The sequence below is a fragment of the Streptomyces sp. MUM 203J genome, assembly GCF_022414595.1.
Lineage (GTDB): Bacteria > Actinomycetota > Actinomycetes > Streptomycetales > Streptomycetaceae > Streptomyces.
Genome location: NZ_JADWYO010000012.1, coordinates 1 through 25,415 on the forward strand (window position 1 = coordinate 1; position 25,415 = coordinate 25,415).

27 protein-coding genes and 1 tRNA gene are annotated in these 25,415 nt (G+C 71.7%); 15 read left to right on the forward strand and 13 right to left on the reverse strand.

Going from position 1 to position 25,415, the window contains the following annotated elements:
* Positions 1–309: 309 nt before the first annotated feature.
* The 4 genes from nhaA to I3F58_RS09360 all read left to right on the forward strand — a co-directional run bounded on the left by nhaA (position 310) and on the right by I3F58_RS09360 (position 3,884).
* Positions 310–1,764, forward strand: coding sequence for a Na+/H+ antiporter NhaA (gene nhaA, locus I3F58_RS09345; protein ID WP_240107818.1), 1,455 nt, complete (start codon positions 310–312; stop codon positions 1,762–1,764).
* Positions 1,765–2,042: 278 nt separating this feature from the next.
* The gene (locus I3F58_RS09350) at positions 2,043–2,591 is read left to right on the forward strand and encodes a phage holin family protein (RefSeq protein ID WP_240107819.1); all 549 of its coding nucleotides are present in this window, start codon (positions 2,043–2,045) and stop codon (positions 2,589–2,591) included.
* On the forward strand, positions 2,588–3,535 hold the full coding sequence (locus I3F58_RS09355) for an alpha/beta fold hydrolase (RefSeq protein ID WP_240107820.1): 948 nt from the start codon (positions 2,588–2,590) through the stop codon (positions 3,533–3,535). The genes I3F58_RS09350 and I3F58_RS09355 overlap by 4 nt, the downstream gene beginning before the upstream one ends.
* 166 nt (positions 3,536–3,701) lie before the next feature.
* A complete protein-coding gene (locus tag I3F58_RS09360) occupies positions 3,702–3,884 on the forward strand; it encodes a hypothetical protein (protein ID WP_240107821.1) in 183 nt (60 codons plus the stop codon).
* 74 nt (positions 3,885–3,958) lie between these two features.
* Here the strand turns inward: I3F58_RS09360 and I3F58_RS09365 are convergent, their stop codons facing one another.
* From I3F58_RS09365 to nth, 3 genes are all read right to left on the reverse strand, one after another.
* Positions 3,959–5,158, reverse strand: a complete 1,200-nt coding sequence (locus tag I3F58_RS09365; RefSeq protein WP_240107822.1) for a MarP family serine protease — start codon at positions 5,156–5,158, stop codon at positions 3,959–3,961.
* A 131-nt stretch (positions 5,159–5,289) separates the two neighbouring features.
* The gene (locus I3F58_RS09370) at positions 5,290–5,994 is read right to left on the reverse strand and encodes a CoA pyrophosphatase (protein WP_240107823.1); all 705 of its coding nucleotides are present in this window, start codon (positions 5,992–5,994) and stop codon (positions 5,290–5,292) included.
* 304 nt (positions 5,995–6,298) lie between these two features.
* A complete protein-coding gene (gene nth, locus I3F58_RS09375; RefSeq protein ID WP_240107824.1) occupies positions 6,299–7,336 on the reverse strand; it encodes an endonuclease III in 1,038 nt (345 codons plus the stop codon).
* A 503-nt stretch (positions 7,337–7,839) separates the two neighbouring features.
* On the opposite strand from nth, the gene I3F58_RS09380 reads away from it, so the two are divergent.
* Positions 7,840–8,514, forward strand: coding sequence for a Crp/Fnr family transcriptional regulator (locus tag I3F58_RS09380; protein ID WP_240107825.1), 675 nt, complete (start codon positions 7,840–7,842; stop codon positions 8,512–8,514).
* Positions 8,515–8,615: 101 nt separating this feature from the next.
* On the opposite strand, the gene I3F58_RS09385 is transcribed toward I3F58_RS09380, so the two are convergent.
* From I3F58_RS09385 to I3F58_RS09405, 5 genes are all read right to left on the reverse strand, one after another.
* On the reverse strand, positions 8,616–9,500 hold the full coding sequence (locus I3F58_RS09385; RefSeq protein ID WP_240107826.1) for a prohibitin family protein: 885 nt from the start codon (positions 9,498–9,500) through the stop codon (positions 8,616–8,618).
* A 288-nt stretch (positions 9,501–9,788) separates the two neighbouring features.
* Positions 9,789–10,619, reverse strand: a complete 831-nt coding sequence (locus tag I3F58_RS09390; RefSeq protein ID WP_240107827.1) for an MBL fold metallo-hydrolase — start codon at positions 10,617–10,619, stop codon at positions 9,789–9,791.
* On the reverse strand, positions 10,616–11,575 hold the full coding sequence (locus tag I3F58_RS09395; protein WP_240107828.1) for an NUDIX hydrolase: 960 nt from the start codon (positions 11,573–11,575) through the stop codon (positions 10,616–10,618). Before I3F58_RS09395 ends, I3F58_RS09390 begins: the two co-directional genes overlap by 4 nt.
* Positions 11,576–11,663: 88 nt before the next feature.
* A complete protein-coding gene (locus tag I3F58_RS09400; protein ID WP_240107829.1) occupies positions 11,664–12,137 on the reverse strand; it encodes a RidA family protein in 474 nt (157 codons plus the stop codon).
* The gene (locus I3F58_RS09405; RefSeq protein WP_003991873.1) at positions 12,134–12,292 is read right to left on the reverse strand and encodes a DUF4177 domain-containing protein; all 159 of its coding nucleotides are present in this window, start codon (positions 12,290–12,292) and stop codon (positions 12,134–12,136) included. The genes I3F58_RS09400 and I3F58_RS09405 overlap by 4 nt, the downstream gene beginning before the upstream one ends.
* 120 nt (positions 12,293–12,412) lie before the next feature.
* Between I3F58_RS09405 and I3F58_RS09410 the strand changes: the two genes are divergently transcribed.
* Both I3F58_RS09410 and I3F58_RS09415 read left to right on the forward strand, forming a co-directional pair.
* Positions 12,413–13,378, forward strand: coding sequence for an ArsA-related P-loop ATPase (locus I3F58_RS09410; RefSeq protein WP_240107830.1), 966 nt, complete (start codon positions 12,413–12,415; stop codon positions 13,376–13,378).
* Complete coding sequence (locus I3F58_RS09415) at positions 13,375–14,712, forward strand: ArsA family ATPase (RefSeq protein WP_240107831.1); 1,338 nt, start codon at positions 13,375–13,377, stop codon at positions 14,710–14,712. The genes I3F58_RS09410 and I3F58_RS09415 overlap by 4 nt, the downstream gene beginning before the upstream one ends.
* Before the next feature lie 172 nt (positions 14,713–14,884).
* On the opposite strand, the gene I3F58_RS09420 is transcribed toward I3F58_RS09415, so the two are convergent.
* Positions 14,885–15,229 carry a WhiB family transcriptional regulator gene (locus I3F58_RS09420; RefSeq protein ID WP_240107832.1) on the reverse strand — a complete coding sequence of 115 codons (345 nt, stop codon included), beginning with the start codon at positions 15,227–15,229 and terminating at the stop codon, positions 14,885–14,887.
* A 470-nt stretch (positions 15,230–15,699) separates the two neighbouring features.
* Here I3F58_RS09420 and I3F58_RS09425 point away from each other — a divergent pair, with 470 nt between their 5' ends.
* Positions 15,700–18,021: a transglycosylase domain-containing protein gene (locus tag I3F58_RS09425; protein ID WP_240107833.1), complete on the forward strand. Its 2,322-nt coding sequence runs from the start codon at positions 15,700–15,702 to the stop codon at positions 18,019–18,021.
* A gap of 65 nt (positions 18,022–18,086) precedes the next feature.
* Here I3F58_RS09425 and I3F58_RS09430 read toward each other — a convergent pair whose 3' ends face one another.
* Positions 18,087–18,554 carry a GatB/YqeY domain-containing protein gene (locus I3F58_RS09430; protein ID WP_240107834.1) on the reverse strand — a complete coding sequence of 156 codons (468 nt, stop codon included), beginning with the start codon at positions 18,552–18,554 and terminating at the stop codon, positions 18,087–18,089.
* Positions 18,555–18,700: 146 nt separating this feature from the next.
* Between I3F58_RS09430 and I3F58_RS09435 the strand changes: the two genes are divergently transcribed.
* From I3F58_RS09435 to I3F58_RS09445, 3 genes are all read left to right on the forward strand, one after another.
* A complete protein-coding gene (locus tag I3F58_RS09435) occupies positions 18,701–19,630 on the forward strand; it encodes a metallophosphoesterase (RefSeq protein WP_240107835.1) in 930 nt (309 codons plus the stop codon).
* 79 nt (positions 19,631–19,709) lie between these two features.
* Positions 19,710–19,783: transfer RNA gene (locus tag I3F58_RS09440), tRNA-Pro, on the forward strand.
* Between the two features lie 308 nt (positions 19,784–20,091).
* Positions 20,092–21,420: an MGMT family protein gene (locus tag I3F58_RS09445; RefSeq protein WP_240107836.1), complete on the forward strand. Its 1,329-nt coding sequence runs from the start codon at positions 20,092–20,094 to the stop codon at positions 21,418–21,420.
* Between the two features lie 101 nt (positions 21,421–21,521).
* Here the strand turns inward: I3F58_RS09445 and I3F58_RS09450 are convergent, their stop codons facing one another.
* Positions 21,522–21,752: a hypothetical protein gene (locus tag I3F58_RS09450; RefSeq protein ID WP_240107837.1), complete on the reverse strand. Its 231-nt coding sequence runs from the start codon at positions 21,750–21,752 to the stop codon at positions 21,522–21,524.
* A gap of 330 nt (positions 21,753–22,082) precedes the next feature.
* Here I3F58_RS09450 and I3F58_RS29320 point away from each other — a divergent pair, with 330 nt between their 5' ends.
* Positions 22,083–22,277 carry an SDR family oxidoreductase gene (locus I3F58_RS29320; protein ID WP_275678349.1) on the forward strand — a complete coding sequence of 65 codons (195 nt, stop codon included), beginning with the start codon at positions 22,083–22,085 and terminating at the stop codon, positions 22,275–22,277.
* A 106-nt stretch (positions 22,278–22,383) separates the two neighbouring features.
* On the opposite strand, the gene I3F58_RS09460 is transcribed toward I3F58_RS29320, so the two are convergent.
* Positions 22,384–23,187: a hypothetical protein gene (locus I3F58_RS09460; RefSeq protein WP_240107838.1), complete on the reverse strand. Its 804-nt coding sequence runs from the start codon at positions 23,185–23,187 to the stop codon at positions 22,384–22,386.
* Between the two features lie 151 nt (positions 23,188–23,338).
* Here I3F58_RS09460 and I3F58_RS09465 point away from each other — a divergent pair, with 151 nt between their 5' ends.
* Both I3F58_RS09465 and I3F58_RS09470 read left to right on the forward strand, forming a co-directional pair.
* Positions 23,339–23,851 (forward strand): hypothetical protein, encoded by a 513-nt coding sequence (locus I3F58_RS09465; RefSeq protein ID WP_240107839.1) that lies wholly within the window; start codon positions 23,339–23,341, stop codon positions 23,849–23,851.
* 32 nt (positions 23,852–23,883) lie between these two features.
* Positions 23,884–24,255: a hypothetical protein gene (locus tag I3F58_RS09470; protein ID WP_240107840.1), complete on the forward strand. Its 372-nt coding sequence runs from the start codon at positions 23,884–23,886 to the stop codon at positions 24,253–24,255.
* Here I3F58_RS09470 and I3F58_RS29325 read toward each other — a convergent pair.
* Positions 24,252–24,386: a hypothetical protein gene (locus tag I3F58_RS29325; protein WP_275678341.1), complete on the reverse strand. Its 135-nt coding sequence runs from the start codon at positions 24,384–24,386 to the stop codon at positions 24,252–24,254. The two genes, I3F58_RS09470 and I3F58_RS29325, sit on opposite strands and share 4 nt — an antisense overlap.
* Positions 24,387–24,760: 374 nt before the next feature.
* Between I3F58_RS29325 and I3F58_RS09475 the strand changes: the two genes are divergently transcribed.
* Positions 24,761–25,231, forward strand: coding sequence for a hypothetical protein (locus I3F58_RS09475; RefSeq protein WP_374207930.1), 471 nt, complete (start codon positions 24,761–24,763; stop codon positions 25,229–25,231).
* Positions 25,232–25,415: the final 184 nt, after the last annotated feature.

Here is a 25,415-nt window from a genome sequence, read left to right on the forward strand (position 1 = left end):
TCACCGACTCCTCCGTCATGGACCTGATCCAGACCAAACTCCCCACAACCCCCAGCGAGGACTGAGGGCCCCTCCCTCAGTTCTCACCCCTTCGGGGCACCCTGACTCCGGGTGCTGAAGGACACCCGGCGCCAACGCGCCGGGTGTCCTTTTTGCCCATAGAGTGACGTTCGCCGGGTTTTCCCTTGCGCTCGCCCGGTAGGGTATGGGTCGCATCAACAAAGCGATAAAAAGTCCAAGGGGTGCCGGGAAGTCTGGTCGGCATGTGCTTCGCCATGCCCGCTCACACCCACCGGAGGTCCCCGCACCGTGGCCGCCCTCAAGACGACCGACAACAACTCCGGCAACAACGCCGACAGCAGCACCGAGCAGAAGTTCCTCGGCCGTCCCTCGCTCCCCGAGCGGACGTTCCTGGCCGACGCGCTCCGCACCGAGACCGTCGGTGGTGTACTGCTGCTGGTCGCCGCCGTCGCGGCGCTCATCTGGGCCAACACCCCGCTGAGCGGAAGCTACGCGACCGTACGCGACTTCCACATAGGCCCGAGCGCGCTCGGGCTCAACCTGTCGCTCCAGCACTGGGCTGCCGACGGCCTGCTCGCGATCTTCTTCTTCGTCGCCGGTATCGAGCTGAAGCGCGAGCTGGTGGCGGGCGAGCTACGCGACCCCAAGGCCGCCGCACTCCCGGTGGTCGCCGCGCTCTGCGGAATGGTCGCGCCCGCCCTCGTCTACACGGCGGTCAACACGGCCGGCGGCGGCTCCCTGGCCGGATGGGCCGTACCGACCGCGACCGACATCGCGTTCGCCCTGGCCGTGCTCGCGGTCATCGGCACCTCGCTGCCCTCCGCGATCCGCGCGTTCCTGCTGACGCTCGCCGTCGTCGACGACCTGTTCGCGATCCTGATCATCGCGGTCTTCTTCACCAGCGACCTGAACTTCTGGGCCCTCGGCGGCGCCGTGGCCGGTCTGGCCGTCTTCTGGCTGCTCCTGCGCAAGAACGTCCGCGGCTGGTACGTGTACGTGCCGCTCGCCCTGGTCATCTGGGGCCTGATGTACAACAGCGGCGTCCACGCCACCATCGCCGGTGTCGCGATGGGCCTGATGCTGCGCTGCCACCGCCACGAGGACGAGGAGCAGTCCCCCGGCGAGCACATCGAGCACCAGGTCCGGCCGCTTTCGGCGGGCTTCGCCGTTCCGATGTTCGCGCTGTTCTCGGCGGGCGTGTCGGTCTCCGGCGAAGCCCTCGCCGATGTGTTCACCAAGCCCGAGACGCTCGGCGTGGTCCTCGGCCTGGTGGTCGGCAAGGCGTTCGGCATCTTCGGCGGCACCTGGCTGACGGCCCGCTTCACCAGGGCGAAGCTCAACCCGGACCTGGCCTGGGCCGACCTGTTCGCCGTCGCCACCCTGGCCGGCATCGGCTTCACGGTGTCGCTGCTCATCGGTGAGCTGGCGTTCAAGGACGACGAGACGCTCATGGACGAGGTGAAGGCGGCGGTCCTCATGGGCTCGCTGATCGCCGCGCTGCTCGCGACCGTCCTGCTCAAGCTGCGGGTCCGCAAGTACCAGGCACTCGTCGAGGTCGAGGAGCGCGACGAGGACATGAGCGGGATCCCCGACATCTACGAGGTCGACGACCCGGAGCACCACCGCAGGATGGCGGAGATCTACGAGCGCAAGGCCGCGGAGCACCGCCGCCAGGCGGAGGAGCGCCGCCGCCTGGCCGAGCAGAAGGCGGCGGAGAAGAACGGCCAGGGGGACGGCCGGTAGCAGGCCGGTGCGAGGGCGGCGGGAAAGTCGGCCGGTCCGCTCGCGGGCCGCGCCGCACCCGGCGGCGGCCCGGCCTCATGTGCCCGTCCCGCGGGGGGCACCGCGCACCGACGGCCACGGTCCGGCATGATCTGAGGTCGGACCCCGGGGCCGTGGAGACGATTCGTTCCGGCACCGGTGGGCCGGATCCGGCCCCGGGCTGTCCCGGGACCCGGTCACCGGAGCCGTACCTCGGAGCCGGACCCCAGAGGCCGTACCAGGAGAGAGGGAGCTAGACGATGAGCGACCCCGCCGACAAGACCGCGAGGCCCGGCAGCACCGCGTTCGCCCACCAAGCCGGGCGCGGCGCGAGCCGGACGCCGGGCCCGGACGGCGAGCAGGGCACGCTCGGCGGACTGGTCGCCCACGCGACCGCCGAGCTGTCCGCACTCGTGCACGACGAGATCGCGCTGGCGAAGGCACAGCTACGGCAGGACGTCCGGCGGGGAGTGATCAGCAGCGGCCTGCTGATCCTGGCGGCCGTGGTGCTGATCTTCTCGCTGCCCATGCTGAGCTTCGCGCTCGCGTACGGGTTCGAGGCGTGGACCGGCTTGCACCTGTCCGTCTGCTTCGTGCTGTCGTTCGGGGTCAACGTGATCGTCGCCGCCCTGCTCGGGCTGGCCGGCTTCGCGATCATGAAGAAGGCCAAGCAGGGCAAGGGCCCGCAGAAGACCGCCGCGTCGGTCAAGGAGACCGCCGCCGTGCTCCAGAACGCGAAGCCGCACCCGCGACCCGACGGCCATCCGGCCCTGGAGCAGGCCGGGTCTGTGGCACGCTCGTCCGCATGACCGTCCCAGAGAGCAACAGCGGCAGTACCGGCGCCCCCGGCCACCCCGTACGGATCGAGGGCCCCTGGACCCACCGTGACGTGGCCGCCAACGGGGCGCGCTTCCATATCGCGGAGCTGGGCGAGGGCCCGCTCGTGCTGCTGCTGCACGGCTTCCCACAGTTCTGGTGGACCTGGCGGCACCAGCTGACCGCGCTGGCCGACGCCGGATTCCGGGCAGTGGCGATGGACCTGCGCGGGGTCGGGGGCAGCGACCGTACGCCGCGGGGCTACGACCCGGCGAACCTGGCGCTCGACATCACCGGGGTCGTGCGGTCCCTGGGCGAGCCGGACGCCGCGCTGGTCGGCCACGACCTGGGCGGCTACCTGGCGTGGACGGCCGCGGTGATGCGGCCCAAGCTGGTGCGACGCCTGGTCGTGTCGTCGATGCCGCACCCGCGGCGGTGGCGTTCGGCGATGCTGTCCGACTTCGCGCAGTCCCGCGCGGGCTCGTACGTGTGGGGCTTCCAGCGACCGTGGCTGCCCGAGCGGCGGCTGGTCGCGGACGACGCGGCGCTGGTCGGGGAGCTGATCCGGGACTGGTCGGGCGCGTGCGAACCGGACGAGGCGGCGATCGAGGTGTACCGGAGGGCGATGACGATCCCCTCGACGGCACACTGCTCGATCGAGCCGTACCGGTGGATGGTGCGGTCGATGGCCCGTCCCGACGGCTTCCAGTTCAACCGCCGCATGAGGCGTCCCGTACGGGTGCCGACCCTGCACCTGCACGGCTCGCAGGACCCCGTGATGCGGACCCGCAGCGCGGCGGGCTCGGGCGAGTACGTGGAGGCCCCGTACCGCTGGCGCCTGTTCGACGGCCTGGGCCACTTCCCGCACGAAGAGGACCCGTTGGCGTTCACGGCGGAGCTGGTCAACTGGCTGAAGGACCCTGAGCCGGACCGCTGACCCACGAACCGGGCGGCTGTCCGTGCCGCGGGCGCGAGTTCGGCGGAACGGAGGGGGGAAGCACGGGCCGATGGTTGTCCTACGAACAGCCAAATGCCTGGCGCATAGGCCAATTGGCTGTCCCTCAGGCGGTTACCGACCATGGGGCCCGGGCACACGTCGGGGTATGGGCTGGACGCACGACCATGTTGACGCCGCACGCACCCGTCGCTCGGCAGCCGCCGCGCCGACTCCGGAGAGGAGCGGCGCGCGGGAGGCCGAGCTGGACGGCCGCCTGGGGATCCCGCGCATCCTCCGCCGCCGGGCCCGCTGGGTTTCGGCCCGGCTCCGGCACCATCCCCGCGGCTGACCGCGGCCGGCGGCCCGGCGCCACGTCAGGAAGCCGGGCCCGCCGCCCCGCCCCCGACCCCCTGTCAGGCCGCCTCAGAGCGCACAGCCCTGGCTGTCGACCTGCCGGCCGGCGCTCAGGCCGAGCGTGATGTCCTCGCGGATCTCGTCGACCGTCAGCGCGTAGCCCGTGTCGGCGTCATCGAGGGAGCGGGCGAAGATGACCCCGTACACCTTCCCGGTCTCGTCGAGCAGCGGCCCGCCGGAGTTGCCCTGCCGGACGGTCGTGAAGAGCGAGTACACGTCGCGCCGCACCTCGCCCCGGTGGTAGATGTCCGGGCCCGTGGCGTTGATGCGGCCCCGGACGCGCGCCGAGCGCACGTCGTAGCCGCCGTTCTCCGGGAAGCCCGCGACGATCGCGCCGTCCCCGCTGCGGGCGTCGGTCTCGGTGAACTCCAGCACCGGCGCCTTCAGCGTCGGCACGTCCAGTACGGCGATGTCCCGCTGCCAGTCGTAGAGGACGACCTTCGCGTCGTGCAGCCGCCCCTCGCCTCCGATCTGCACGGTCGGCTCCGTGACCCCGCCCACCACATGGGCGTTCGTCATCACCCGGCGCTCACCGAACACGAAGCCCGTGCCCTCCAGGACCTTGCCGCAGCCCCGTGCCGTGCCGACGACCTTCACGATCGACTCCTTGGCGCGTGCCGCGACCGGGCTGTCGACGAGCGCCGGGTCGGGCGGCCGGACCTCGGTGATGGGCTCGTTCGCGAAGGGGCTGAAGACCTGCGGGAAGCCGTTCTGGGCGAGCACCGCGGTGAAGTCGCTGAAGAGCGTGGACGCCTGGCTGGGCATCACCTGCTCCACCCCGAGAAGGACCTTCGAGGTACGTATCTCCTTGCCGAACGGCAGTTGGGGCGACCGGGCCAGTGCCGAGCCGATGAGCCAGGCGACCACCAGCATCGCCACCACGTTCACCAGGGCGCCCCCGGTGGCGTCCAGGGCACGCGCCGGCGACCAGGTGATGCGGTGCCGGAGCTTGTTGCCGAGGTGGGTGGTGACGGCCTGGCCGACCGACGCGGCGATCAGTACGAGGGCGACGGCGATGATCGCGACCGTCGTCGACACCTGGGCGCCTCCGGTCAGGGGTTCCCACACCAGCGGCAGCAGGGAGATGGCGGCGAGCCCGCCCCCCAGGAAGCCGATCACGGACAGGATGCCGACCACGAACCCCTGGCGGTATCCGACGATCGCGAACCACACGGCGGCGACCAGCAGCAGGATGTCCAGCACGTTCACCGTCATTAGCCTCGCAGTTTCGTCGCCTGTCGCCTCGTGTGCCGCCTGACGTGGCGACGTCCATGCCCGCGCGTGCCGCGGATGGTGTTCATCCCGCTCCCGCCGCGCATGTCACTCGTGGTGCCACCCTGTCATGCACGCGCGTCGAGCGGGACCTGCTTCCCGCGGTCCCAGGGTCGCTCCCAGCCCGCGAAGTGCAGGATCCTGTCGATCACTCCCGCAGTGAATCCCCATACGAGCGCCGACTCGACCAGGAAGGCCGGTCCCCGGTACCCGCTGGGGTGGATCGCCGTGGTCCGGTTGGCCGGGTCCGTGAGATCCGCCACGGGGACGGTGAAGACACGTGCGGTCTCTCCCGGGTCGACTGCGCCGACCGGGCTGGGCGCCCGCCACCAACCCAGTACGGGCGTCACGACGAATTCGCTCACCGGGATGTAGAGGCGCGGCAGCACACCGAAGACCTGTACGCCGGCGGGGTCGAGGCCCGTCTCTTCCTGGGCCTCCCGCAGCGCGGCGCGCAGCGGTCCGAGCGTGGACGGGTCCCCGTCCTCGGGGTCGAGGGCGCCGCCGGGGAACGAGGGCTGGCCGGCGTGCGAGCGGAGGCTGCCGGAACGCTCCATGAGCAGCAGCTCCGGTCCGCGCTCACCCTCACCGAACAGGACCAGCACGGCCGCCTGGCGCCCGCCCGTCTCCGGTGGAAGAAAGCGGCTGAGCTGCTCGGGCGCGATCGTGCGGGCCGAGCTGGCGACCGGCTCCAGCCAGGGAGGCAGGCCGTCGGCCGTGACAGCGACGGGCCGCGCGGGGCCCGCCGTGAACCTGGGCCGCTGATCCCGCACGGGTTCGCGCCCTTGTACAGGTTCGTGTCCCCGCACGGCCTCCTGATCCCGTACGGGGACACGGTCCGCCCCCGGCGGTCGTACGGGGTCAGGGCCGTGCCGGTGCTCCTGTGCGGCCCCGGCGTCCGGCCCCGGTGCGGTGTCCGCACCCCGCGCGGCCCGGGTCGCGGAGCCGCGGCCGGGGCGTTCCCGTCCGGCTCCGTCGGCGCCGGGGTTCTCTTCTCGCGCTCGCGTCATAGGCACCCCCGGCTCTCACAACGTGTCGCCGCCACCGTTTCGTTCCAGGCTCCGGGGGACCCGGCGGTCACGCGGCCGGGCCCGCGTCGGCTTCGGAGCCCGCGCTGGGCGCGGCCGGGTGGCCCGGGTAGTCCGGCGGCGGGGCGAGCCGCTGGCCGGGGAAGCCGCCCATCTCGTACTTGAGCAGCTTCTTCGCCTTCTCCGGGTCGGTCTCGCCCTCGCCGTACGCGGGGCAGAGGTGGGCGATCGGGCAGGCTCCGCAGGCGGGCTTCCGGGAATGGCAGATACGGCGGCCGTGGAAGATCACGCGGTGCGAGAGCATGGTCCAGTCGGACTTGGGAAAGATGGCGCAGATCTCCTCCTCGACCTTCTCCGGGTCCTCCTGCTCGGTCCACTTCCAGCGCCGGACGAGACGCCCGAAATGGGTGTCGACGGTGATGCCGGGGACGCCGAAGGCGTTGCCGAGGACGACGTTCGCGGTCTTGCGGCCCACACCGGGAAGGGTGACGAGATCGTCCAGGCGGCCGGGGACCTCGCCCTCGAAGCGGTCGCGCAGAGCCGTGGAGAGGCCGATGAGGGACCGGGCCTTGGCCCGGAAGAAGCCGGTCGGCCGGATGATCTCCTCCAGCTCCTCCGGGACGGCCGCGGCCATGTCCTCCGGCGTCGGGTACTTCGCGAAGAGGGCGGGGGTGGTCTGGTTGACCCGCAGGTCGGTGGTCTGGGCGGACAGGACCGTGGCCACCAGCAGCTCGAACGGGTTGCGGAAGTCAAGCTCCGGATGCGCGTACGGGTAGACCTCGGCCAGCTCCCGGTTGATGCGGCGCGCCCGCCGCACCATGGCCAACCGCGATTCGGGCTTCCCCCCGGCCCTGGGCCGGCCCTTGGCCTGTGCCTTGCCCTTGGCCTGTTGCCTGGCCGCGGGCTTCACCGGTGCAGGCTCGGTCCCGGAGGCGGTTTCGGGCGCGCGCCGGGCCCGGGACCCGGCCTCCGTCCTGCCCGACGCCGAGGCCTGCGCCCCGGTAGCGGGCTCGGCCCGCGCCTTCGTCCCCGTCCTCCTGCTCGTCGCCGCGGTCTTCGCGGTGCCCTCGGGCTTCGCCTTGGCCACTGGGGGGTCCTCGCTCTCCGATCGTGCCGCGGCCGTGGACTCGGCCGCGCCGGTCGCCGGGGCGGAGCCGCCAGGGCCGGGGGTCCCGGGGCCGGGGCCGACGGACCCCACATCCATCGCCCTTTTTGCCCGGTCCGCCCGATTGTCCGTGGCGTTCGGGGCTGCTTCCGACCCTTGTTCGCCCACGGCGGAATTCTGTTCCCCGGACACTCTTCCGGCCCCCTTGGCCCGCACTCTCACCGGCGACTTGGACACCCGGCCAGCCTAAGCGCCCGCACTGACATCCGCCCCGGGCACCGGCGATGAGGACCCAATCGGGCCCCTGCCGCACGGACACGCGTACCAGTACGTCAAACTTGTTGTGATTGATCGCACGATGATTACCCTGCCGGACGCCGGGTCGCCCACAGCCGCCGCGCGCAAGCGTCCCCCGGACGCGCGCCGCGGTGTCCGGCATCATGGGGACCAAACGTCCCTGAGCAGGTCGACATAGGAGAGAACTCGTGGACGACGTTCTGCGGCGCGCCCCGCTCTTCGCGGCGCTCGATGACGAGCAGGCCGCGGAGCTCCGCGCCTCGATGAGTGAGGCGACGCTCGCCCGTGGCGACTCGCTCTTCCACGAGGGCGACCCCGGTGACCGCCTGTATGTGGTGATGGAAGGCAAGGTCAAGCTCCACCGCACGTCCCCCGACGGCCGCGAGAACATGCTGGCCGTCCTCGGCCCCGGTGAGCTGATCGGTGAGCTGAGCCTCTTCGACCCGGGCCCGCGTACGGCCACCGCGACCGCGCTGACCGAGGTCAAGCTGCTCGGCCTCGGCCACGGCGACCTCCAGCCCTGGCTGAACGCCCGCCCCGAGGTCGCGGCGGCCCTGCTGCGTGCCGTGGCGCGCCGACTGCGCAAGACCAACGACCAGATGTCCGACCTGGTCTTCTCCGATGTCCCCGGCCGGGTCGCCCGTGCGCTCCTCGACCTCTCGCGACGCTTCGGCGTGCAGTCGGAGGAGGGCATCCACGTGGTGCACGACCTCACCCAGGAGGAGCTGGCCCAGCTGGTGGGCGCCTCCCGCGAGACGGTCAACAAGGCACTGGCCGACTTCGCCGGCCGCGGCTGGCTGCGCCTGGAGGCGCGGGCCGTGATCCTGCTGGACGTCGAGCGCCTGGCGAAGCGCTCCCGCTGACCTCCGGGTCCGCCGGGTCCCCGGACCTCGCAGGTCCCGCGTACGGGAAAGGGCCGCCCCGCATCCGCGGGGCGGCCCTTCGCGCACGGGAGGGTCCGCGCTCAGTTCCGCTTGCCGTCCACGATCACCGGGGTCCCGCCGCCCTCACCACAGGGCACCGCGTAGACCGGGTTCTTCGCGGCGGCCTCCTTGTAGGCCTCGATGCACTGGTTGAACAGGACCTTGTCGGTGAGCGATTCGTTCAGGATCTTGTTGGCCTTCGCGATGCCCTCGGCCTCGATCCGGCGGCGCTCGGCCTCCGCCTTGGCGGTGCGGGCGGCCTCCTGGGCCCGCTCGGTGGACTGCTCCTGCTGGATCTTGCGGTCGATCTGGTCCTGGAGCTTGTCGGACGGCCGCACGTTCCGCAGGTTGACCGTGGTCACGTCGATGCCGCGCGGGGCGAGCCGCTCCTTGACCAGCCTGCCGATCTCCGCGTTGATCTTCTCGCGGGCGGAGGCGTATCCCTCCTCGCTGGTGTAGCGGGCGAAGACGTTACGGACGATCTCCCGGCTGTCCGGGAACACCAGCCGCTGCTGGATGGCCGACTCGCCGCCCGCGAGCCGGTACAGCTCCACGGCCTTCTCGGGCGCGACCGCCCACTTGACCGTGACCTCGACGTACATCACGCCGCCCTGCGAGGAACGGACCTCGACCACGTCCTTGTCGGAGAGGTTCAGGTCGACGGGCCGGGTGGAGAAGCTGGTGACCGTGGTGAACGGGGAGATCAGGTTGACGCCCGGCTTCATGGGCGATCCGACCTTGCCGAAGGTGACCGGCACACCGACCTCGTACGCGCTGACGACGTGCACACAGCTCACCACGGCGGAGAGGATGCCCGCCAGCAGCGCACCCACGGCGCCGAGCCGGAACCCCGAGTTGCCGTTGGCCTTGGCGACGAAGTACAGCACCACCGCCCCGATGAGCAGCAGGATGGCAAGGAAAAGCACAGAGATCCCCCCGATTGAGCGACCCGGCAGAGTGAGGTGCCGACAAGACGATGACGCCGGTCGGGTGACCGCCGACGTAAAGGGAGCGTAAAGCACCGAGTGTCGGCCGGAACATGCCGGGTCCCCGCAGATATGCGGCGCCGCACATTGCCGGATCCGCACGCACTGCCCGGCCCACGGCCGCCCGACTCACGGTTTCTCTGCCGGATCATGAACACGGCTTCATGAGCGCGGCCTCATGGAGTCGCGCTCACGGACACGGCCTCGCGGACACAGGCACAGCGCCGCTCAGATCAGGCCGTGCTCCGACAGGTACTCCAGCTGCGCCCGCACCGACAGCTCGGCCGCGGGCCACAGCGACCGGTCGACGTCCGCGTACACATGCGCCACCACCTCGGGCGCCGTCGTGTACCCGTCCTCCACCGCGGTCTCCACCTGCGCCAGCCGGTGGGCCCGGTGCGCCAGATAGAACTCCACGGCGCCCTGTGCGTCCTCCAGCACCGGCCCGTGCCCCGGCAGCACCCTGCTCACCCCGTCGTCGACGGTCAGTGAACGCAGCCGCCGCAGCGAGTCCAGGTAGTCCCCCAGCCGCCCGTCCGGGTGCGCCACCATCGTCGTGCCGCGTCCCAGCACCGTGTCCCCGGTGAGCACCGCCCGGTCCGCCGGCAGGTGGAAGCTCAGCGAGTCATGGGTGTGCCCCGGGGTCGGCACGACCCGCAGCTCCAGGCCTCCGATCTCGACGGCCTGCCCCGCCGACAGCCCCTCGTCTCCCAGCCGCAGCGCCGGGTCCAGGGCCCGCACGGGCGAGCCGGTCAGCTCCGCGAACCGCCCCGCGCCCTCCGCGTGGTCGGCGTGCCCGTGGGTGAGCAGGGTCAGGGCGACCCGCTTGCCCAGCCGCTCGGCCGTGTCCCGCACGTTCAGCAGGTGGGCCTCGTCCAGCGGGCCCGGGTCCACGGCGACGGCCAGACCGGAGCCCGGCTCCGACAGGATCCAGGTGTTGGTGCCGTCCAGGGTCATGGCGGACGCGTTGGGCGCCAGCACGTTGACGGCCCGCTCGGTGGCGGGCCCGGACACCACTGCCCCGCGAGGCTGGCCCGGCAGCGCGGCTGCGTCCGTCATCCGGCCCGCCTCCCCTCGCCCGGTACGGCTCCGTCCGGCACGTGCGCGTCCGGTACGGCTTCGGACGCGCCCGGCGCCGTCGGCACGTGTTTCGTGAACTCGTCGTGCCCGGGCCAGCTCAGCACCACCTCGTCGCCCACCAGCCGGGCCTCCGCCAGCACGGGCGCCAGGTCCCGGTCGGCCGCCGCGGCCAGGGCGGCGCGGCCGGAGCCGTGCGCGGTGAGGGAACGCAGGGTGGCGATGGTCGGCGGCATCATGAGCAGCTCGCCCCGGTCGTACCCGGCCGCCGCGTCCGACGGGCGGATCCAGACCGTCCGGTCGGCCTCGGAGGAGGCGTTCCTGGTGCGCTGACCGCCGGGGAGGGCGGCCACGAAGAACCAGGTGTCGTAGCGGCGGGGCTCGAACCCCGGGGTGATCCAGCGGGCCCAGGCACCCAGCAGATCAGACCGGAGGACCAGATTCCGCCGGTCCAGGAACTCCGCGAAGGACAGCTCGCGCGCGACCAGGGCCGCGCGGTCGGCCTCCCAGTCGTCCCCCGTCGTGTCGCTGACGACCGTCTCAGGGTCCGGCCCAGCCAGCAGGACACCGGCCTCCTCGTACGTCTCCCGGACCGCGGCGCACACGATGGCCTGGGCCTCCGCCGCCTTGGTCACCCCGAGCCGGGACGCCCAGTCCGCGGGCGGCGGGCCCGCCCACCGCACCGGCTGCTCGTCGCGCGGGTCCACACCGCCGCCCGGGTAGGCGTACGCGCCTCCGGCGAACGCCATGGAGGCCCTGCGTCGCAGCATGTGCACCTCGGGGCCGCCCGCCGGGGCGCCGTCCCTGAGGAGGAGCACGGTCGCCGCCCGCCGGGGCGTGACGGGGGTCAGCTCACCGGCGGCGTGCGCCCGGATGAGCCGGGGCCACTCGGGCGGGTACCACTGGCCGTTGGAGGTGCCGGGCGATGGGTTGGACATGGCCGGATGCTATGCCGATCCGCCGGAATGTTCGAGAGGCGGCAGAGCCGCATGGGCCCCGCCGCCTCTCATTCGCACGCCAGAGTCCTCAGTCCTCAGGAAGGATCTCCACCTGGAGTTCGACCTCCACGGGCGCGTCCAGCGGCAGCACGGCCACACCGACGGCGCTGCGCGCGTGCACACCCTTGTCGCCGAGGATCTCGCCGAGCAGCTCGCTGGCGCCGTTCAGCACCGCGGGCTGGCCGGTGAAGTCCGCCGCCGACGCGACGAACCCGACAACTTTGACTACTCGCGCGATACGGTCCAGGTCACCCACGACCGACTTCACCGCGGCGAGGGCGTTGAGCGCGCAGGTCCGCGCCAGGTCCTTGGCCTCCTCCGGGGTGACCTCGGCGCCCACCTTGCCGGTGACCGGAAGCCGGCCGTCCACCATCGGCAGCTGGCCGGCCGTGTACACGTACGCGCCCGAGCGGACCGCGGGCTGGTACGCGGCGAGCGGCGGGACGACCTGCGGGAGCGTCAGGCCACGCTCGGCCAGGGCCGCCTCGACACGCCCGCTCACTGCTTCTCCCGCTTGAGGTACGCCACGAGCTGCTCGGGGTTGTTCGGGCCCGGGACGACCTGGACAAGCTCCCAGCCGTCCTCGCCCCAGGTGTCCAGAATCTGCTTGGTCGCGTGCACGAGGAGGGGCACGGTCGCGTATTCCCACTTGGTCATGGGCCCGACTGTATCGGCTCCCCCGCCGGTGCCACGGGCAGGCCCGGGGCCGTCTCCGTGGCCGGGCACACAGCGCGGCCTCCTGCATGTGTGACAGTCGGACTGGTTACGCTCGCCTGTGTGAGCAGGCTCCAGGTCGTCAGCGGCAAGGGCGGTACCGGTAAGACGACGGTCGCCGCCGCCCTCGCGCTCGCCCTCGCGACAGAGGGCAAGCGGACCCTCCTCGTGGAGGTCGAAGGCAGACAGGGCATCGCACAGCTCTTCGAGACGGAGGCTCTTCCCTATGAGGAGCGCAAGATCGCCGTCGCTCCGGGCGGCGGGGAGGTGTACGCGCTCGCCATCGACGCGGAGCGGGCACTGCTCGACTACCTCCACATGTTCTACAAGCTGGGCGCGGCGGGCCGGGCGCTGAAGAAACTCGGCGCGATCGACTTCGCGACGACGATCGCGCCCGGGGTGCGGGACGTGCTGCTGACCGGCAAGGCGTGCGAGGCGGTGCGCCGCAAGGAGAAGGCCGGGGGCTTCGTCTACGACCACGTGGTGATGGACGCCCCTCCGACGGGCCGGGTCACGCGCTTCCTGAACGTCAACGACGAGGTGGCGGGCTTGGCGAAGATGGGCCCGATACACCACCAGGCGCAGGCCGTGATGCGGGTGCTGAAGTCACCGGAGACGGCGGTCCATCTGGTGACGCTGCTGGAGGAGATGCCGGTCCAGGAGACCGCTGACGGCGTCGCGGAGCTGCGCGCCGCGGATCTTCCGGTGGGCAACGTCCTGGTGAACATGGTCCGCCCCCATGTGCTGGACGAGGACGCGGTACGGGCCGCCGCCGGTGATCAGCGCGCGGGCATCGCCCGGGCCTTGGCGGCGGCCGGGGCGCCCCGCCCGGAGGAGCTGGTGGGCCCGCTGCTGGACGAGGCCGCCGACCACGCGCGCAGGGTGGGGCTGGAGCGGGAGCAGCGCGAGGTACTCGCGAAGCTCGAGGTCCCGGCGTACGAACTGCCCTTCCTGGGCGAGGGCGTGGACCTGGCGGGGCTGTACCGGCTGGCGAAGGAACTACGGAGGCTACTCGGGGTGGGCGCATGACGAGCGTGGCTGCGGCGGCCGAAGCCGACGGAACGTCCGTGCCCGGACCAGCGCGGCTGGAGGTCGATCCGCTGCTCGACGACCCGGAGACGCGGATCGTCGTGTGCTGCGGGGCGGGCGGGGTCGGCAAGACGACGACGGCGGCGGCCCTGGGGGTGCGGGCGGCGGAGCGGGGCCGCAGAGTGGTCGTGCTGACCATCGACCCGGCGCGGCGGCTGGCCCAGTCCATGGGCATCGACGAGCTGGACAACACCCCGCGCCGGGTTCCGGGGGTCCGGGGCGACGGCGAACTGCACGCCATGATGCTGGACATGAAGCGCACTTTCGACGAGATCGTCGAGGCGCACGCCGACCCGGAGCGGGCCCGGGCGATCCTGGCGAACCCCTTCTACCAGTCTCTGTCGGCCGGTTTCGCGGGCACGCAGGAGTACATGGCGATGGAGAAGCTGGGGCAGCTACGCGCGCGGGAGGCGTGGGACCTCATCATCGTGGACACGCCGCCGTCGCGGTCGGCGCTGGACTTCCTGGACGCGCCGAAGCGACTCGGGTCGTTCCTGGACGGGCGGCTCATCAAGGTGCTGATGGCGCCCGCGAAGGTGGGCGGACGGGCCGGGATGAAGTTCCTGAACGTCGGCATGTCGATGATGACGGGGACGCTGGGCAAGCTGCTGGGTGGTCAGCTGCTGCGGGACGTACAGACGTTCGTCTCGGCCATGGACACGATGTTCGGGGGCTTCCGTACCCGAGCGGACGCCACGTACCGGCTGCTCCAGGCGCCGGGGACGGCGTTCCTGGTCGTGGCGGCCCCGGAGCGGGACGCGCTCCGGGAGGCGGCGTACTTCGTGGAGCGGCTGGCGGCGGAGCAGATGCCGCTGGCGGGTCTGGTCCTGAACCGGGTACACGGGAGCCGTGCCGCGTGGCTGTCGGCGGAGCGGGCACTTGCGGCTGCCGAGAATCTCGCGGAGGCCGGGGAGGCCGCCGGGGGCGCGGCGGCGGGCTCGGAGAATCTTGCCGGGGGCGGCATTGTGGATCAGGGGGGCGGGCAGACTGGTGGAGGCCGCCCGGACGCCGTCTCCCCCGAAGCCCCGGCGGCCGCCGAAACGCCGGCGTCCGGCGCCTCGGCTGAAACCTCGCCTGCCGTCGCCCGGTTGACGACGGGGCTGCTGCGGCTGCACGCGGAGCGGATGCGTGTGCTCGCGCGCGAGCGGCGGACACGGGACCGTTTCACGGCGCTCCACCCCGATGTGGCCGTGGCCGAGGTGGCGGCGCTGCCCGGCGACGTGCACGATCTCGCGGGCCTCCGCGACATCGCCACCCGCCTGGCCACGGGCTGAGCCGGAGCGTCAGCTGCGGCGGTGCGCCCGTGGCCGCACCCGGGGTCGGCTGCACTACCCGACCCCACGCACGCGCCACAACCCGACCGGGCCGACCGGCGATCGGCTCGCCGTCACCCGCCGTTCCAGGCCTGGCCGCAGTCGGTCGCGGCCGCCGAACCGCCCCGCCCGGTCAGCCGACCGCGGCGTACGTCTCATAGGTCTCGTCGTCGTTGAGCGCGACGGGCAGGACGCCTGTGCCGCGCTCGTACTCGGTGCGTGCGGTCTCCAGGAGCCGGCGCCACGAGGTGACGGTCGGACGGCGGCGCAGCAGCGCACGGCGCTCGCGTTCCGTCATCCCGCCCCACACGCCGAACTCGACGCGGTTGTCCAGCGCGTCCGCGAGGCACTCGGTGCGCACCGGGCATCCCGTGCACACCGCCTTCGCCCTGTTCTGCGCGGCTCCCTGTACGAACAGTTCATCCGGATCGGTAGTGCGGCAGGCCGCCTGCGCACTCCAGTCAGCTACCCAGCCCATGCCGGCGCCGTCCTCTCCCGAATCGAGGCTCCCCCACGGCGGCAGCGGCATATTCACCGCTGCCAGTTGAGGACGTTACGGAAGGTGGGCACACGGCAACACCCCCTTCGGGCCCAATCTTGAATGGCCCGAACGGACTATGCGTACGCGGCAGATCACCCAGGGGAGTGAGCGAAAGACATACAAGATGAATTGCTCGAACCAGGACAATTTACTGACGTCACACGGGACACATTCAGACACACAACACGAAAACGGACAGGATTCTCGGGTCGCGGGAACCGTGACGGCACTGCAGGACGTAGTACAGAGGGGTGGTGCCGGGGGACCTAGGAGCCGGGGCAGAACTACCGCGTCTGCGGAAACCAGTGGGACCACAGCATCCACAGCGACAGGTGCTGCGGCTGTGACGAACAGCTTAGGCCAAGGCATATACACGTGTCCGGCGAATGAGAACGTAGGCTTCATCCATGCCAAAGAAGCGCTCCGGCGGCGGTCTGACCCGGACCGAGCAGGCCGCCAAGTTCCTCGGTGTCAGCGTGCTCTCCGGAGTCGTCCTCGCCGGCCTCGCGATGCCGGCCGCGGGGGCACTCGGCCTGGCGGCCAAGGGCACCGTGGAGGAGTTCGACGAGATCCCCGCCGACCTCAAGCGCCCGCCGCTCAGCCAGCGCACCACGATCCTCGACGCCGAGGGCGGGCTCATCGCGACGGTCTACTCCCGCGACCGCACGGTCGTCCCGCTGGAGCAGATCTCCCCGCACCTGCAGAAGGCGATCGTCGCGATCGAGGACTCACGCTTCTACGAGCACGGCGCGATCGACGTCAAGGGCGTCCTGCGCGCGCTCAACAAGAACGCCCAGTCGGGTGCGGTCTCCGAGGGCGCGTCCACGCTGACGCAGCAGTATGTGAAGAACGTCTTCGTGGAGGAGGCGGGCGACGACCGCGACAAGTTCCACCAGGCCACCCAGCAGACCATCGGCCGGAAGATCCAGGAGCTGAAGTACGCGATCCAGCTGGAGAAGGAGCTGGGCAAGAAGAAGATCCTGGAGAACTACCTCAACATCACCTTCTTCGGCCAGCAGGCGTACGGCGTCGAGTCCGCGTCCCAGCGGTACTTCTCCAAGAAGGCCAAGGACCTGACCCTGCCCGAGGCCGCCATGATCGCCGGCCTCGTCCAGTCCCCGAGCTACTACAGCCCGATCCGCAACATCGAGAAGGCGACCGACCGCCGCAACATCGTGCTCCAGCGCATGGTCGAGGTGGGCGACATCAGCCAGGCGGAAGCCGACCAGGCCAAGGCCGAGCCGATCAAGCTGAAGATCACGCAGCCGAAGAACGGCTGCATCACCGCGCGCGACGGCGCGGGCTTCTTCTGCGACTACGTGCGCAACGTCTTCCACTCCGACCCGGTCTTCGGCAAGACCCGCGAGGAGCGCGCCAAGATCTGGAACCGCGGCGGTCTGACCATCCGCACGACCCTGGACCCGCAGGCCCAGAAGTCGGCGCAGAAGTCGCTGAAGAAGCACGTCTACCAGACCGACAAGGTGGCCGGGGCGGTCACGATGGTCGAGCCCGGCACGGGCAAGATCCTCGCGATGGGCCAGTCCAAGCCGTACGGCTTCGGCAAGAACGAGACGCAGATCAACTACTCGGTCGACCGGAAGATGGGCGGCTCGAACTTCGGCTTCCCGACGGGTTCGACCTTCAAGCCCTTCCTGGCGGCAGCGGCCCTGGAGGACGGCAAGCCGGCGACGCAGGTCTACGCCTCGCCGTACAAGATGCCGTACCCGGACCGGGTCCAGACGTGCAGCGGAAACCCGTGGGTGAACGTCGGCAAGGACACGGCGCAGAACGAGAACACGTCCGAGGTCGGCCCGTACGACCTCAAGAAGGCGATGGCCCTGTCGGTCAACACGTACTTCGTGCAGATGCTCGAGGACACCGGCATGTGCCCGGTCGTGAAGACCCTCGACAAGCTGCACGTGACCATGGGCGACGGCAAGAAGCTGCCCGAGAGCCCGTCCGCGATGACCCTCGGCTCGCAGGGCGTCTCGCCGCTGGTCATGGCCAACGCGTACGCGACCTTCGCCAACCGGGGCACCTACTGCTCCCCCGTCGCGATCGAATCGATCAAGACGGCGGACGGCGAGAGCATGAAGGTGCCGAAGAGCAAGTGCAGCCGGGCCATGGCCCAGCAGACCGCGGACACGGTCAACACGCTCCTGCGCGGAGTGACCGAGTCCGGTACGGGCCGCCAGGCGGGACTACAGTCCCGGGACAGCGCGGGCAAGACCGGTACCACCGACAGCCGTAAGAACGCCTGGTTCGTCGGCTACACCCCGAACCTCTCGGGTGCCGTCTGGGTCGGCAGCGCCACCCAGCAGGTCGAGATGGAGAACATCACGATCGGCGGCACGTACCACTACAAGGTGTTCGGCGGCGCCGTGCCCGGCCCGATCTGGCGCGACGCGGTGTCGGGCGCCCTGGAGGGCAAGCCGGCACCGCCCTTCACCCGCGTGCACATTCCCGAGTACCAGAAGCCGCAGCAGCCGGACCGGCGGCCCGGCCGCGGCGACAACAAGCCGGGCAACGGCAGCGGCACCGGCGGCAACAGCACCACGACCGGCGGCGCCGACACCGGGGGCCTGGTCGCGGGCACCGGCGACGGCGGCGACAGCCCCTTCCCCGACATCCCGATCCCGCCGGACCTGATCACCGGCGGCACCACCACGACCGGCGGCGACACCGGCGGCAACGGCAACGGCGGCCCCGGCGGCGGCTGGAACCGCTGAGCGAGCACGCGAAGAGGGCGTCCACCCGCTCCGGTGGACGCCCTCTCCGTCTGTCGCCGTACGGCTCAGCCCGCAGCGAGCAGCTGCTTCACGACGGCAGCGACGCGCCCGCCCTCCGCACGCCCCGCGACCCGCGGGTTGACGATCTTCATGACGGCACCCATGGCACGCGGCCCCTCGGCCCCGGCGGTCCTCGCCTCCGCGATCGCCTGGGCGACGAGCTCCCGCAGCTCCTCTTCGGTCAGCGGCTGCGGCAGGTACGCGGCGAGGACCTCGCCCTCCGCCCGCTCCCGCTGGGCCTGCTCGTCCCGCCCGGCCTGCGCGAAGGCCTCGGCCGCCTCACGGCGCTTCTTCGCCTCGCGAGCAATCACCTTCTGCACCTCGTCGTCGGACAGCGCACGGGCCTGCTCGCCCGCGACCTCCTCCTTGGACACGGCGGTGAGGGTGAGCCGGAGCGTCGAGGAGCGCAGCTCGTCGCGCGCCCTGATCGCTTCGGTGAGGTCTTCCTGCAGCTGGGACTTGAGCGTGGTCATGGGGCAAGTCTGACAGGTGGCCCCCGCGCCCGCGCTCCCATTTCCCGGCGGTGGGGGCCTGCCTTCCCGGCGGTGGGGCCCGCGCACACGGCGGTACCTGCCCACCCGTCAGGTCCCCGCTCCCCCGGTCTGCGACCATGGACCCCATGCGCGCGCGATACGGAGTCCCCCTCGGCATCACTGCACTGGGCGCGGCCGGAGTGGCCTACGCCGCCGGCTTCGAGGCCCGCTCGTTCCGGCTCCGACGGATCACGGTCCCCGTGCTGCCGCAGGGCACCCGCCCGCTGCGAGTCCTCCAGGTCTCGGACATCCACATGGTGTGCGGGCAGCGCAAGAAGCAGCGCTGGCTGCGCTCGCTGGCCGGGCTGCGCCCCGACTTCGTCGTCAACACCGGCGACAACCTGTCGGACACGGAAGGTGTCCCCGAACTGCTGGACGCCCTGGGCCCGCTCCTCGAGTTCCCCGGCGTGTACGTGTTCGGCTCCAACGACTACTACGGCCCGAAGCTCCGGAACCCGGCCCGCTACCTGCTGGAGAAGGTCCAGGGCAGGCACGGCCTGAACGGCAACGCACCGGTGGTGGGCGCCGTACACAACCCCTGGGAGCTGATCCGGGAGGCCTTCGACGAGGCGGGCTGGCTGAACCTGACCAACACCCGGGGCCGCCTGAAGCTGGAGGGCGGCCTGGAACTGGCCTTCACCGGACTGGACGACCCGCACATCAAGCGGGACCGGTACGAGCTGGTGGCGGGGGGCCCGGAGCAGGACGCCGACCTGTCGGTGGGCGTGGTCCACGCCCCGTACCTGCGCTCCCTCGACGCCTTCACGGCCGACGGCTACCCCCTGGTCCTGGCGGGCCACACCCACGGCGGCCAGCTGTGCGTCCCCTTCTACGGGGCGCTGGTCACCAACTGCGACCTGGACACGGGCCGAGTGAAGGGCCTGTCCACCCACCAGGCGGGCGACCACACGGCGTACCTCCACGTCTCCGCAGGCTGCGGCACCAACCGCTACACCCCGGTCCGCTTCGCCTGCCCCCCGGAGGCCACCCTGCTGACCCTCACCCCGCGCGCCTGACCCCCGCAAGAAACCGGATTTCGTCTCAGGCCGCCGGTGGGCTAAAGTAAACGTCGTCGCCGGGACAAACGGGCGACACCGGGGTGTAGCGCAGCTTGGCAGCGCGCTTCGTTCGGGACGAAGAGGTCGTGGGTTCAAATCCCGCCACCCCGACAGCCGAAATACCAGGTCAGGGGCCTGATCCGCGAGAGCGGGTCGGGCCCCTGAGTGGTTTGTGGGGGCATTCTGGGAGCCGTTGGGGAGCCGAGTGCCGAGGACGGCTCCCGGTCGGCTCCCGGAAACGGGCGCGGGTTCCGGGAGCGGGCCGCGATGGACTGCGCCGGGGGGCCGTCCGCGCCATAGGCTCTGAGCGCCCGGCCCGACGCCGCCGGGCGGACGAGGGGGCAGGGGTGGATCATCTCTTCAGGGTTTCGGGGCCGTCAGCGACACCGGTCTCACCGACCGGGCTGGCCGCGGAGGGGTTGCTCGAACGGCAGCACCTCCAGGAGTGGGTGATCGACAACCCGCGGATCCTCGGCGAGTCGGTGCTGGTCATCACCGCGGAGTTCGACCGGTGGGCCGACGCGGACGGGGTTCCGGCACGGGACCGGCTGGACGTCCTGGGGCTGGACGCCACGGGCCGCCTCGTGGTGGTCGAGCTGAAGCGGGGGACGGCCGACCGGGACGTCCACCTCCAGGCGATCACGTACGCCGCACTCGTGTCCCGCTTCGACCTCGACACCCTGGCCCAAGCCCACCGCGACTTCCTCGCCGGCAGAGGGCAGGCCCTCGACCTCGACGCGTGCAGGCAGCGCCTCCTCGACCACGTCGACGGGGAGTGGAGCCCGGAACTGCTCCAGCGGCCCCGGCAGGTGATCATCGCCGCCGGCTTCCCCAAGCAGGTCACCCACACCGTGGTGTGGCTGTCGGAGATGAACCTCGACATCGACCTCGTCCAGGTCGGGATGTGGAGGGTCGAAGGGAACCTCGTCGCCGGCTTCACCAAGGTCTATCCGACACCGGAGGTGGAGGAGTTCACCCTGGCGCCGGCCCGGGTCGAGGCCAAAGCCGCCGCCCGGAAGCTGGAGGAACGCTCGCGGGCTCGCGACGCCGTCCATGTACTCGTCGACGCCGGGCTGCTGCCTGACGGGACCAGGCTGCGGCTGACGCCGCGGCACGGCGCGACCGAATCCATCCGTGAGGCCATCGTCGAATGGGTGAGTGAGGACGCCGGCCGCGCGACAGCGACCTGGAGCAACAGCACCGCCAAGCCCCTGATCTGGGGCGCCGACGGCAAGTCATACTCGCCGACCGGGCTGGCCGAGCACGTCTTCACAGCCGTGACCGCCCGGAAGGCCGACAGCATCCAGGGCACGACCTGGTGGGACGTCGACACCGACCACCTCCCGGACGGCGTCGACCCCGACGAGTGGGCGACGCTGGCGGGGGCCCACCTCGCGTCGCTGGCCAAGCGGCTACGCGGCGCGGGAAAGGACTGGACGAGCCTGCACACCCTGCTGGAAGCCGTCCCGCCCGGACGCTGGACCACGTACGGCGACGTGGCGACCGTCATCGGCAGCCACGCCGTCCCCGTCGGCACCCACCTCGCCACCTGCCACGCATGCCCCAACCCCTGGCGGGTCCTCAACGCCGCCGGACGCGTCAGCCCCGGCTTCCGCTGGGCCGACCCGACGCGCACGGACACCCCGGCGGGCGTCCTGGCCGCCGAGGGCGTCCGCTTCGACGGGGACACCGCCGCCCGGGAAGCACGCCTGTCGCCGGACGAGGTCCGGCGCCTCCTGGGTGGCTGACGTCCTGCCGGACGTGTGCGGCGAGTCCTGCTGCGGCATGCGCACCGGCTCCCGTACCGCCTCGTCAGGACGCGGCACGGCCACCCCTGCGGCAGGTCGTTTCAGCTGTCAGCGCGTCGATACTCCACGGGCCGCTCATTGGTCTTCACGACGACCCCGGCTTCGGCAAGGTCTCGGAGCACCTGGCGCGCCCGCTTCTCCCCTGCCGCCGCGTCAACGGGACGGTATCCCGCTCCGAACAGCGCTGCCAGAGCGCGCTCGGCGCCCCAGGTGCCACCGAGGGCCCGGATGGCCTCGGTGAGGGAGTCGGCGTGTGTCGGCGTGCTGTTCACATGGCCTCCGATGCGGCGTGTCAACCCGCCCCAAGGTAAGGGCCGAACGGGTGCAGGCGCTGGCTTTGTTCCACATCCGTTTCGCCGATGGACCGGAGGAGCAGCGCTGGTGGTCGCCTCCGGAAGGTGGTGCGACCACAGCGGTCCTTCCAAGCGGCACCTCCACCGCCGGCGCCGTTGCTGTCGTCGGTGCTGTCGGCGCATCCGAGTGGTCCGGGGCCAACCCTCGGGCATCCGCGCTGCCTGTGCGGTCATGCAGGTCAGCGGACTCCTGATGAGCCCATCCACCTATGAGAGGGACCTCTGCGAGCGGCCAGACCCCACCAGTTCCTGAACAGCCTCCCAGCGGCCTCAGGACCGCCAGGTACCCGTGGAGGGCGGCTACGTCCTGCCGCCCGCATTCCCCTCGGGCGCCGCGGCGGTCCCGGCGAGGTGGCCGCCTGGATGCTGCGCCCGGCCGATCCGGCCGCCGCCTGGCTCACCGGGCAGATCCTCACCATCGACGGCGGTCTGGAACCGACCTGACGGCCTTCGGCCTTGCGGATCGGGAACGCGGTGACCACCGGCGGCCGGATGCCTCCGCACCGAACGGCTCCCCGGCAGCCTGGGAGCCGTTCGGAGGTGCCGACGGTCAGCCGTACCAGGGGTCGCGGATCACGCGGGTCCCGGCGGAGGTGCAGGCAGTGCCGTTGACGGCCTCGTGGTGGGCGGGAGACCAGCCGACGACACCGTTGCCTCTGCGGGTGAGTTCGATGAGGCGGTCGGGGTGGGAGCCGTCCTCGGTGTCGACGGTGCAGTCGACGACCGGCGCCCACGACGTGCCGTCCAGGGCGGAGGCGAAGGCGGTGAACGGCAGGGCGAGGACGGCCAGGAACAGCGCCGCCCACTGCTGGGTGGCCGTGACGCGGTGACGCCAGGTCCGGGGGGCGCCCGGTGGCGTACGCCGGAGCGCGCCGTCCGGAGTGCGGCGTCCCAGGCGGTACTCCGCCACCACGCCCTGGCGCAGGGCGAATGCCACGAGGCCGGTGGCCGTCCCCCACCAGGGGCCGAAGAAGACCGCCATCAGGATGCCGACCGCCAGGGGGTTCACGGCTGCGAGCGCCACCCCGCGCGCGACGGCCGCCGGTCCGGTGGCCGTCGTGACCGCGCCCGTCGCCACACTCCTCGCCGCGAAGTGGGCGAAGACCATGCGGGAGGAGACGACCGCGAGGACGGCCGCCAGGGCGGGGCTCGCGAGAACCATGCCGATCAGGATGTCCGGCCAGTTCGTCGGCTCCATCACGATCAGGACCTCCCAGGCCGCCTCGTGCCCGCCGACCGTGTACGCGAGCTTCACAGCAGGTACGGCCAGGGCGACGGCCAGGATCACCGTGTGGTCCGGCCCTCCCCGTTCGTCCTCGGCCCGGGCTCCGCGGGACGCCGCCGCCTTGCTCATGGTCCATGGTGGGCGGCGGTTGCCGGGCCGTGCCAGCGCTCGCCGCCGTCGGGGGGACAACAGGACGTGAAGCCCCGGCTGGGGCAAGGTGAGAGGGAGAAGCCCCGGTGGAGCCGGGGCGGGTGAAAGAGCAGCACCCCGGGAGGCCGCCGTGAGCTTCACGGAACGCGAGGTGTGGACGCTGGTCCACGGCATGGTGCTGGGCGCCGTGTTCCTGCTGGCCTTCGCCGGAGGGCTGGCGGACCTGTACGGACTGCGGGCCGCGCTGCTCACCGGCACCGGAGTCCACGAACGGATGCGGCGGCTGAAGATCGGCACCTCGGCCATGGCTCTGGCGGCCTGGGGGACCGTGGTCACGGGCACATGGGTCGTCTATCCCTGGTACCGGGATCCGGGGCCCGACAGCGCCCGGTCCCGGCTGCTCGCCGACCCCGACACAGCCGAGTGGCACACCTTCGGCATGGAGTGGAAGGAGCACATCGCCTGGCTCAGCCCGATCCTGGCGACCACCGTCGCCTTCATCGTGCTGTTCTACGGCGATCTGCTCATCCGCCATCAGCGGGTACGCCGCACTGCCATGCTGCTGTTCGTGCTGGCGTTCCTGTTCGCCGCCGTCGCGGGGGCCCTCGGAGCGCTGATCACCAAGGCCGCCCCTGTGGACTGAGCCGCCCCCTGGAGCGAGAGGAAGTGGGTGCCATGGGTTCCGCCCCCGAGGGAGCCGCCGCGGAACACCGGCGCGACGGACACCGGCGCGACCGGCCCGAGGGTGCCGTCTCCGCCGCGATCCTCGCCGCGGGTCTGGGAGCTGCCGCCCTGGGCGTGCTGACCACGCTCGCCGAGGCCAGCACCTCGGTGAAGGACTGGCTGGCGTGGAGCGAGCCGGTGGGTTCGCTGTCGGGCAAGACCCTGCTCGCGCTCGCCGTCTGGCTGGTCGCCTGGGCCGTGTTGCACGTCGCCCTGCGAAAGAAGGCCGTGGAGACGGTCTGGGCGCTGGTCGTCTGCCTGGTGCTCATCGGCGTCGGGGTGCTCGGAACCTTTCCTCTCTTCTTCCGGTTGTTCGAGCCCTAGCGTCTCCCGCCGTCGTCCGCCCGGGCCGCCCCGCCGGGCTGCCGCCCGATGGCCCGGCCCCAGATGATCGCGGCCGGCGCGACCGGCGGCAGCGGCATCATCGCGGCCGTCAGCACGGTCCGGAGCGCCACGAACGGCGGCAGTGTCTGGCCCGTGCCGCATGCCGCCCGCCTGCGCGACGGTGAGCAGCCGGGCCGGTACGGCCGACGGGGTCATCAGCACCCGGGCCGGCGCCGGCTCGCGGCGCCGCTGCCAGACCGGTGACGGCGCCGCGACGCTCGCGGCGGGGGCGCCGCGTCCGGCGCGCCCGGACCGTCCGGTATGAGCGGTCACCTCTCGGCGCAGCACCCGGCCGGGCCCGCCGCGAGCCGGAGACCACGGCCCGCGGGCTCACCCGTACGGTCCAGTACCGGTCGCCGCGCGCGAACTCCCGGCGGAGGCTGGCTCGTACACGTACGGCCGCACGGAGAGATCCGCTTCCGCAGAGAAGGGCGTGGTGACGGCCATGAGCCAGCAGGGACACGAGCCGGGAGACGGACCCCACGACATGGCGCCGGGGCACGCCCACGCCCACCACGAGGGCGGGCCTCCCCCGCCGACGACCGGCGGCGCGGGCTGGGCGACGGCGGGCACGATGTTCGCCGGGGTCCTGCTGATGGTCGTGGGTGTCCTGGGCATGCTCCAGGGCATCGTCGGGATCGCCGAGGACGACGTCTACGGCGTCATCGGCGACTACGTCTTCGAGTTCAGCGTCACCTCCTGGGGCTGGATCCACCTGGTGCTCGGCCTGGTCCTCGTCGGGATCGGCTGGGGCATCCTGCGCGGCGCGGTCTGGGCCAAGGCGGGTGGTGTGGCGATCGCCTCGCTGGCCGTGATCGGGAACTTCATCTGGCTGCCTTACCAGCCGGTATGGGGCTTCATCTCCATCGCCCTCGGCATCCTCGTCATCTGGGCGCTCTGCACCACGACGGACTGAGGAGCGAGCGGAGCCGTCCGGCGGACCGTACTGATGATCCGTCAGTAACCGGGTTCCCAGACCGGCATCAAGACGCCGTCAAGACTGCCGGATTCCGGCAATGCACGAGCCGGTCATCCGCTGCCAGTATCAGTACTACGGAAACGGGGGCACCGAGCCGGTGCCGGACTGCGGCAGATCATGC

Excerpts from the sequence above, each read along its gene's own strand:
- I3F58_RS09350 (WP_240107819.1), top strand. The coding sequence starts at position 2,043 with ATGAGCGACCCCGCCGACAAGACCGCGAGGCCCGGCAGCACCGCGTTC.
- I3F58_RS09355 (WP_240107820.1), top strand. The coding sequence starts at position 2,588 with ATGACCGTCCCAGAGAGCAACAGCGGCAGTACCGGCGCCCCCGGCCAC.
- I3F58_RS09360 (WP_240107821.1), top strand. The coding sequence starts at position 3,702 with ATGGGCTGGACGCACGACCATGTTGACGCCGCACGCACCCGTCGCTCG.
- I3F58_RS09390 (WP_240107827.1), bottom strand. The coding sequence starts at position 10,619 with ATGACGGACGCAGCCGCGCTGCCGGGCCAGCCTCGCGGGGCAGTGGTG.
- I3F58_RS09395 (WP_240107828.1), bottom strand. The coding sequence starts at position 11,575 with ATGTCCAACCCATCGCCCGGCACCTCCAACGGCCAGTGGTACCCGCCC.
- I3F58_RS09405 (WP_003991873.1), bottom strand. The coding sequence starts at position 12,292 with ATGACCAAGTGGGAATACGCGACCGTGCCCCTCCTCGTGCACGCGACC.
- I3F58_RS09415 (WP_240107831.1), top strand. The coding sequence starts at position 13,375 with ATGACGAGCGTGGCTGCGGCGGCCGAAGCCGACGGAACGTCCGTGCCC.
- I3F58_RS09420 (WP_240107832.1), bottom strand. The coding sequence starts at position 15,229 with ATGGGCTGGGTAGCTGACTGGAGTGCGCAGGCGGCCTGCCGCACTACC.
- I3F58_RS09425 (WP_240107833.1), top strand. The coding sequence starts at position 15,700 with ATGCCAAAGAAGCGCTCCGGCGGCGGTCTGACCCGGACCGAGCAGGCC.
- I3F58_RS09430 (WP_240107834.1), bottom strand. The coding sequence starts at position 18,554 with ATGACCACGCTCAAGTCCCAGCTGCAGGAAGACCTCACCGAAGCGATC.
- I3F58_RS09435 (WP_240107835.1), top strand. The coding sequence starts at position 18,701 with ATGCGCGCGCGATACGGAGTCCCCCTCGGCATCACTGCACTGGGCGCG.
- I3F58_RS09460 (WP_240107838.1), bottom strand. The coding sequence starts at position 23,187 with ATGAGCAAGGCGGCGGCGTCCCGCGGAGCCCGGGCCGAGGACGAACGG.
- I3F58_RS09470 (WP_240107840.1), top strand. The coding sequence starts at position 23,884 with ATGGGTTCCGCCCCCGAGGGAGCCGCCGCGGAACACCGGCGCGACGGA.
- I3F58_RS09475 (WP_374207930.1), top strand. The coding sequence starts at position 24,761 with ATGAGCCAGCAGGGACACGAGCCGGGAGACGGACCCCACGACATGGCG.